7 protein-coding genes are annotated in these 6,063 nt (G+C 68.4%); 5 read left to right on the top strand and 2 right to left on the bottom strand.

Going from position 1 to position 6,063, the window contains the following annotated elements; genetic code table 11:
• Positions 1–84 precede the first annotated feature (84 nt).
• The gene (locus ACFWPJ_RS01760) at positions 85–975 is read left to right on the top strand and encodes an SGNH/GDSL hydrolase family protein (RefSeq protein ID WP_378845890.1); all 891 of its coding nucleotides are present in this window, start codon (positions 85–87) and stop codon (positions 973–975) included.
• A gap of 93 nt (positions 976–1,068) precedes the next feature.
• On the opposite strand, the gene leuS is transcribed toward ACFWPJ_RS01760, so the two are convergent.
• Entirely contained in the window at positions 1,069–3,915 is a 2,847-nt protein-coding gene (leuS, locus tag ACFWPJ_RS01765; protein WP_378845892.1) for a leucine--tRNA ligase, read from the bottom strand.
• Between the two features lie 159 nt (positions 3,916–4,074).
• Here leuS and ACFWPJ_RS01770 point away from each other — a divergent pair, with 159 nt between their 5' ends.
• The 4 genes from ACFWPJ_RS01770 to ACFWPJ_RS01785 all read left to right on the top strand — a co-directional run bounded on the left by ACFWPJ_RS01770 (position 4,075) and on the right by ACFWPJ_RS01785 (position 5,686).
• Positions 4,075–4,482 carry an SdpI family protein gene (locus tag ACFWPJ_RS01770; RefSeq protein ID WP_378845893.1) on the top strand — a complete coding sequence of 136 codons (408 nt, stop codon included), beginning with the start codon at positions 4,075–4,077 and terminating at the stop codon, positions 4,480–4,482.
• A gap of 74 nt (positions 4,483–4,556) precedes the next feature.
• Positions 4,557–4,874 carry a hypothetical protein gene (locus tag ACFWPJ_RS01775; RefSeq protein ID WP_378845895.1) on the top strand — a complete coding sequence of 106 codons (318 nt, stop codon included), beginning with the start codon at positions 4,557–4,559 and terminating at the stop codon, positions 4,872–4,874.
• Positions 4,875–4,906: 32 nt separating this feature from the next.
• Positions 4,907–5,200, top strand: coding sequence for a hypothetical protein (locus ACFWPJ_RS01780; RefSeq protein WP_378845897.1), 294 nt, complete (start codon positions 4,907–4,909; stop codon positions 5,198–5,200).
• 108 nt (positions 5,201–5,308) lie between these two features.
• Positions 5,309–5,686, top strand: coding sequence for a hypothetical protein (locus ACFWPJ_RS01785; protein ID WP_378845899.1), 378 nt, complete (start codon positions 5,309–5,311; stop codon positions 5,684–5,686).
• A 4-nt stretch (positions 5,687–5,690) separates the two neighbouring features.
• Here ACFWPJ_RS01785 and ACFWPJ_RS01790 read toward each other — a convergent pair.
• On the bottom strand, positions 5,691–6,063 hold a 373-nt coding region (locus ACFWPJ_RS01790), incomplete at its 5' end, for a cupin domain-containing protein (RefSeq protein ID WP_378845901.1).

Below are 6,063 nucleotides of genomic sequence, written 5' to 3' on the forward strand. Positions count from 1 at the left end.
TTCCCACCGAATTCACCTGTTGCGCACGTCACACCTGACGTGTCACAGTTCCTCCGCTCAATCGTTACCGAAAGGTAACTGCGAATGTTGGAACTGGAGTTTTGCATGGTCAATTTTGTTCGCACGCAGATCGCTGCGGCTATCACGACGGCTGTTACGGCTGGTCTCGCCCTTGTGACGGCGGCTCCGGTCCAGGCGACACCGAGTCTCAGTCCGTATGTCGCGATGGGCGACAGCTACAGTGCGGGATCTGGCATCATCCCGCTCGACCCCACTGTTACCCCGGTGTGCGCGCGAACCACTCGCAACTACCCGAACCTCGTGGCGAAGTCCCTCGGTATCGCCTCGTTCAAGGACGTGACCTGCGGTGACGCCGACACCACGCACTTCTATGAGAAGCAGTGGCCGAGCCTGACCCCCCAGCTCGACGCGGTCACCGCGGACACCAAGCTCGTCACCCTGACCATCGGGGGTAACAACAACAACACCCTGATCAAGGTGATCTCCGCCTGCATCAGCGCCGGATCGGTGACCGTCGGCCTTGGCAACCCCTGCGAGGACATCTACGGCGGCCGGTTCGTTGATGACATCCTGAACAAGACCTTCCCCGACGTGAAGAAGGCGCTCACCGACATCCGAGCCAAGGCGCCGTCCGCGAAGGTCGCCATCGTGGGATATCCCCAGGTGATGCCGGCGGACAACAGCAACTGTTTCCTGAAGATGCCCATCGCCAAGGGCGATGTCGCGTACATCAACAACATCCAGGGCACGCTCAACAGTGTCGTCAAGCGCGCCGCCGATGAGACGGGCGCGACCTTTGTCGACATGTCGAGTTCTGTCGGCCATGACGCGTGCAAGCCGATCGGCACCCGCTGGGTCGAGCCGGCGCTGTGGGGTCTGAACTTCGTGCCGATTCATCCGAACGCGACCGGCATGCAGAAGATGGCCGACCAGGTGTTGGCCGCGGTCCGCTGACACCGTGACAAGGGCGGTCCCTGGTGAGCCTCGGCGACCAGGGACCGCCTTCGTCGTTGCCGAGGGGTAGCTGCCCTCGGCGCGAGCCGGAAGTCAGGGGACGATGTTGACCATCTTGCCCGGGACCACGATCACCTTGCGGGGTGCTTGGCCCGCGAGCAGTGCGACGACCTTCTCGTCGGCCAGGGCCGCGGCCTCGATCGTGGCCGGGTCGGCATCGGCGGGGACCTGGATGCGGCTGCGCACCTTGCCCTTCACCTGGATCGGGTACTCGACCGAATCCGCCACCAGCAGTGCGGGATCGGCGATCGGGAACGGGCCGTGGGCCAGGGATACGGTGTGGCCCAGGCGTTCCCACAGATCCTCGGCGATGTGCGGGGCGAGCGGGGCCAGCATCAGCACCAGGGGTTCCACGGCGGCGCGGGGGGCGCCGTCGGGGTAGTTCTTGGTGAGGTGGTTGGTCAGCTCGATGAGCTTGGCGCCGGCGGTGTTGTCGCGCAGGGCGGCCAGGTCATCGTCGACGCCGGCGATGGTGCGATGCACCAGGCGCAGGGTCTCCTCCGATGGCGCGGCGTCGGTGGCCTTCACCGCGCCGGTCTCCTCGTCGATCGCCAGCCGCCACACGCGCTGCAGGAAGCGGTGCGCGCCGACGACGTCCTTGGTCGCCCACGGGCGGGAGGTGTCCAGCGGACCCATCGACATCTCGTAGAAGCGGAAGGTGTCGGCGCCGTACAGGTCGCACATCTCGTCGGGCGAGATGGCGTTCTTCAGCGACTTGCCGATCTTGCCGTACTCCTGCGCGACCTCGATCTCGACGCTGTCGGGCCCGGTCCAGAAGAACTTCGCGTCGCGCTCGACGACCTCGGCGGCGGGCACATAGGCGCCACGGGAGTCGGTGTAGGCGTAGCCCTGCACGTAGCCCTGGTTGTAGAGGCGGCGGTAGGGCTCGCTGCCGGACACGTCACCCAGGTCGAACAGCACCTTCTGCCAGAACCGCGCGTACAGCAGGTGCAGCACCGCGTGCTCCACACCGCCGACGTACAGGTCGACACCGCCCGGATCGTTCGGGCCGTGCTCGGCCGTGCGCGGGCCCAGCCAGTACTTCTCGTTCTCCTCGGCGCAGAACGTCTCGGCATTGGTCGGGTCGGCGTAGCGCAGCTGGTACCAGGAGCTGCCTGCCCAGTTGGGCATGACATTGGTGTCGCGGCGGTACTTCTTGGGCCCGTCGCCCAGGTCGAGCTCGACGTGCACCCAGTCGGTGGCCTTGGCCAGCGGCGGGGACGGCTCCGAACTCGCGTCGTCCGGGTCGAAGGTGACCGGCGCGAAGTCCTCCATCTCCGGAAGTTCCACGGGCAGCATGGATTCCGGCAGCGCGTGCGCGACACCGTCGGCGTCGTAGACGATCGGGAACGGCTCGCCCCAGTAGCGCTGACGCGCGAACAGCCAGTCGCGCAGCTTGTACTGGACGGTGCCGGTACCGTGGCCCTCGGCCTCCAGGTGACCGATCATGGTCGCCTTGGCCTCGTCGACCGAAAGTCCGTTCAGGAAGCCGGAATTCACCAGCTCGCCGTCACCGGCGTGCGCGGAATCGGTGACGTCGCCGCCCGCGATCACCTCGATGATCGGCAGGCCGAGCGTGGTGGCGAACTCGTGGTCGCGATGGTCGTGGCCGGGCACGGCCATGATCGCGCCGGTGCCGTAACCGCTGAGCACGTAGTCGGCGATGAAGATCGGCACCTGCTTGCCGTCGGCCGGGTTGGTCGCGTAGGAGCCGAGGAAGACGCCGGTCTTCTCCTTGTTCTCCTGGCGCTCCAGGTCCGACTTGGCCGCGATCGACTTGCGGTACGCCGCAACGGCTTCCGCCGGGGTCGCCGCGCCGCCGTTGGTCCAGGCGGCCACGGTGCTGTCGGGCCATGCGGCGGTGGTCAGCTTGTCGACCAGCTCGTGCTCGGGGGCGAGCACCAGATAGGTCGCGCCGAACAGGGTGTCGGGGCGGGTGGTGAACACCTCGATGATGTCGCCGTCGGGCGCGTCGAAGCGCACCTGCGCGCCACGCGAGCGGCCGATCCAGTTGCGCTGCATGGACTTCACGTTGTCCGGCCAGTCCAGCTCGTCCAGGTCGTCGACCAGGCGATCGGAGTAGGCGGTGATCCGCATCATCCACTGCCACATGCGCTTACGGAACACCGGGAAGTTCCCGCGCTCGCTGCGGCCGTCGGCGGTGACCTCTTCGTTGGACAGCACCGTGCCGAGGCCGGGGCACCAGTTGACGATCGAATCCGACTGGTATACCAGGCGATACGAGTCGATCAGGGCGCCGCGCTCGGCCGCGCTCATGGTGTTCCAGTCGCCCTCGGGGACCGGGCGCGCGCCGGTGGCGAACTGCTCTTCCAGCTCGGCGATCGGGCGGGCCTTGCCCGCCTCCTGGTCGTACCACGCGTTGTAGATGCGCAGGAAGATCCACTGCGTCCACCGGTAGTACTCGGGGTCGGTGGTGGCGAAAGTGCGCCGCGGGTCGTGGCCGAGCCCGAGCCGGTCCAGCTGACCCTGCATCGTCGTGATGTTGGCCTCGGTGGTCACCCGCGGGTGCGCGCCGGTCTGTACCGCGTACTGCTCGGCGGGCAGGCCGAAGGCGTCGTAGCCCAGCGCGTGCAGCACGTTGCGGCCGTGCATGCGGTGGTAGCGGCCGAAGACGTCGGTGGCGATGTAGCCCAGCGGGTGGCCCACGTGCAGGCCCGCGCCCGAGGGGAACGGGAACATGTCCTGGATGAACAGCTTGTCCGCGGGCGTCTCGCCGGCGAGCGGGCCGACCGGGTTGGGCGCGTGGAAGGTGCCGCGCTCGGTCCAGTTCTGCTGCCAGCGCCGCTCGATCCGTCCCGCCAGCTCGGCGTTGTACCGGTGCTGAGGTACGTCACTCTCGGTTGCACGAGTGTCCTGCACGGTCCTGCCTTCTTGTTCTCGCCGATCCCCGGTAAACATCGTCTAACAGGGTAGATCGTCGGTGCCAGGAGATTTCCCACGGGCACTGCGGTGTGTGGGCGGTCACCTCGGCGGGGAGCGCTCGATCCGGGGTGTTCGCCGGTGCGCTAGCCTGCAGGAATGGTCGTCGTCGCTTCCCTGCTGTTCGCGCTGGCCGCGGTCGCCATCGTGACCGGTGTGCTCGGACTGCTCGGCAAACTGCCCCGCAACCGTTTCCTCGGTGTCACCACCGAGGCCGCCCTGCACAGCGACGACAACTTCCGCATCGCCAACCGCATCGCCGCCCCCACCTCGGTCGGCGCGGGCGCGCTGCTGTTCGCCGGTGGACTGGTCGCCCTCGTCGCAGGCGGTCTCGCCGGATTCGGTGTCGCCGTCGTGGTCGCCGTGATCGCCATCTTCACCCTGGGCGCGGGCGCCAATGCCGCGGCCCGCATCGTCGAGCCCCTGATGCCGCCCGCCCCGGTCGGTGGTTGCGGCTCCTCCTGCGGCGGTTGCTCGCTGCGCGACACCTGCGCACCCGCCAGCTGAGCCTTCCGCGTTTGGTTCTGGCCGCCCATCTCCTCCTCCGGTACAACTGGAAGTAGGACTGATCGGGGGGTTTCATGAAGATTTTCGGTTCCGCTGTCTTACTCGCTCTCGTCGGGTTGATCCTCGCCAATTTCTGGCCCGCGGTGGGCATCACCGTTCTCGTCGTCGCGCTGGTCGTGTTCGCCGCCGGGTGCGTGGTCATCGGGAGGACGACGCGTAGCACCAGGCGGCGTGGCTGGGGTGCCGGTGCCGGTGCCGGTGGTGCGGGCGGTTTCACCTTCTTCGCGTCCGGTGACGGCGGCGGTCACGGTCATGGCCACAGTGACGGCGGCGGAGGCTGCGGCGGCGGCGGCTGCGGTGGCGGCGGCGGTGGTTGCGGCGGCGGCAGCTGAGCGGGCGTAGGGCCTGACCCATGGATCGTTCGATGAAGTTGTTCGCCGCGGCGTTCCTCGTCGCGCTCGTCGGTCTGATCGCCACCGACATCTCGGTGACCGTCGGCGTCGTCCTGCTCGTTCTCGCCGCTGGCCTGCTCGGCGCGGGTGGTCTGCGCTATCGATTCGAGAATCGCCGCGTGCGCACTGTGCGCCAGTTTCGGCGCATCCACGATGGTGGCCGCCCGGGACGCCGCGGTATCGATGACGCGGACTCGCTCAGCGACTCCGTCGACCAGGGCGGATATTCCGGTGGCGGTTGTGGTGGCGGCGGTGGCGGTGAGTGAGGCCCGCAATCCCGCGCTGACCTGACGGTGCAGGCCGGTCGAAAGCCGATTGCAAGGACGTGCGCTTACGTTCGGCATCGACAAGACCGGTACTGCAAGGGAGGGCCCATGGCTGAGCTATTCGGGATGATCGTCGCTCTCATCGTTCTGGGGACGGTGTTCGTGGCGATCGTGCTGGTGCCGATCATGATCGTCATGGCGATCGTCAGGGCGGTGGAGTCGCCGGAGCAGACCCGTGCCAGGCAGGCACGGCAGGCGGCGAATATTCAGCGGGCGCGGGCCCGCAACCAAAACCGGAGAAATGGGTCGAGCGGCTGGAGCTCGAGCGACAGCAGCTGGTCCAGCGGCAGCGGCTGGTCGAGCGGCAGCGGCTGGTCGAGCGGTGGCGATTCCGGCTCGAGCAGCTGGAGCAGTTGCAGCAGTGGTAGCTCGAGCAGCTGCGGCGGTGGCAGTTCGAGCAGCTGCGGTGGCGGCAGCAGCAGCTGAGCGCTCAGTGTTCGGGAGGGGTGACCTGGTGGGAGAGGGGGCTTCCCGCCGGGATGGCGTAGAGGACGAGGATGCGGACTTCGGTGGGGCCGCGGTTGCGGGCGACGTGGGCGTTGGCGGGGCCGCTCGGCTCACGGAAGACGTGGCCGCGGGGGTATTCGGCGGGGCCGCGTTCGAGGTAGGGGTGGTCGAGGGTGCCGCGGGTGACCAGCACGAACAGGGTGCCGTCGTGGTAGTGCCATCCGCTGGTGCCGCCGGGTGCGATGCGGGTCCGGGGGCGCCCGCCGGCGGGTGGCGCCCCCCCGCGCGCGCGCGCGCGGGGGCGCGGCGGCCCCCCCCCGCGGCCCCTCGCGGGCGGGCCGCGCCCCCCCCCCGCG

It is taken from the genome of Nocardia sp. NPDC058497 (assembly GCF_042720195.1).
Classification (GTDB): Bacteria; Actinomycetota; Actinomycetes; order Mycobacteriales; family Mycobacteriaceae; genus Nocardia.

Excerpts from the sequence above, each read along its gene's own strand:
- ACFWPJ_RS01760 (WP_378845890.1), top strand. The coding sequence starts at position 85 with ATGTTGGAACTGGAGTTTTGCATGGTCAATTTTGTTCGCACGCAGATC.
- ACFWPJ_RS01770 (WP_378845893.1), top strand. The coding sequence starts at position 4,075 with ATGGTCGTCGTCGCTTCCCTGCTGTTCGCGCTGGCCGCGGTCGCCATC.
- ACFWPJ_RS01775 (WP_378845895.1), top strand. The coding sequence starts at position 4,557 with ATGAAGATTTTCGGTTCCGCTGTCTTACTCGCTCTCGTCGGGTTGATC.
- ACFWPJ_RS01780 (WP_378845897.1), top strand. The coding sequence starts at position 4,907 with ATGAAGTTGTTCGCCGCGGCGTTCCTCGTCGCGCTCGTCGGTCTGATC.
- ACFWPJ_RS01785 (WP_378845899.1), top strand. The coding sequence starts at position 5,309 with ATGGCTGAGCTATTCGGGATGATCGTCGCTCTCATCGTTCTGGGGACG.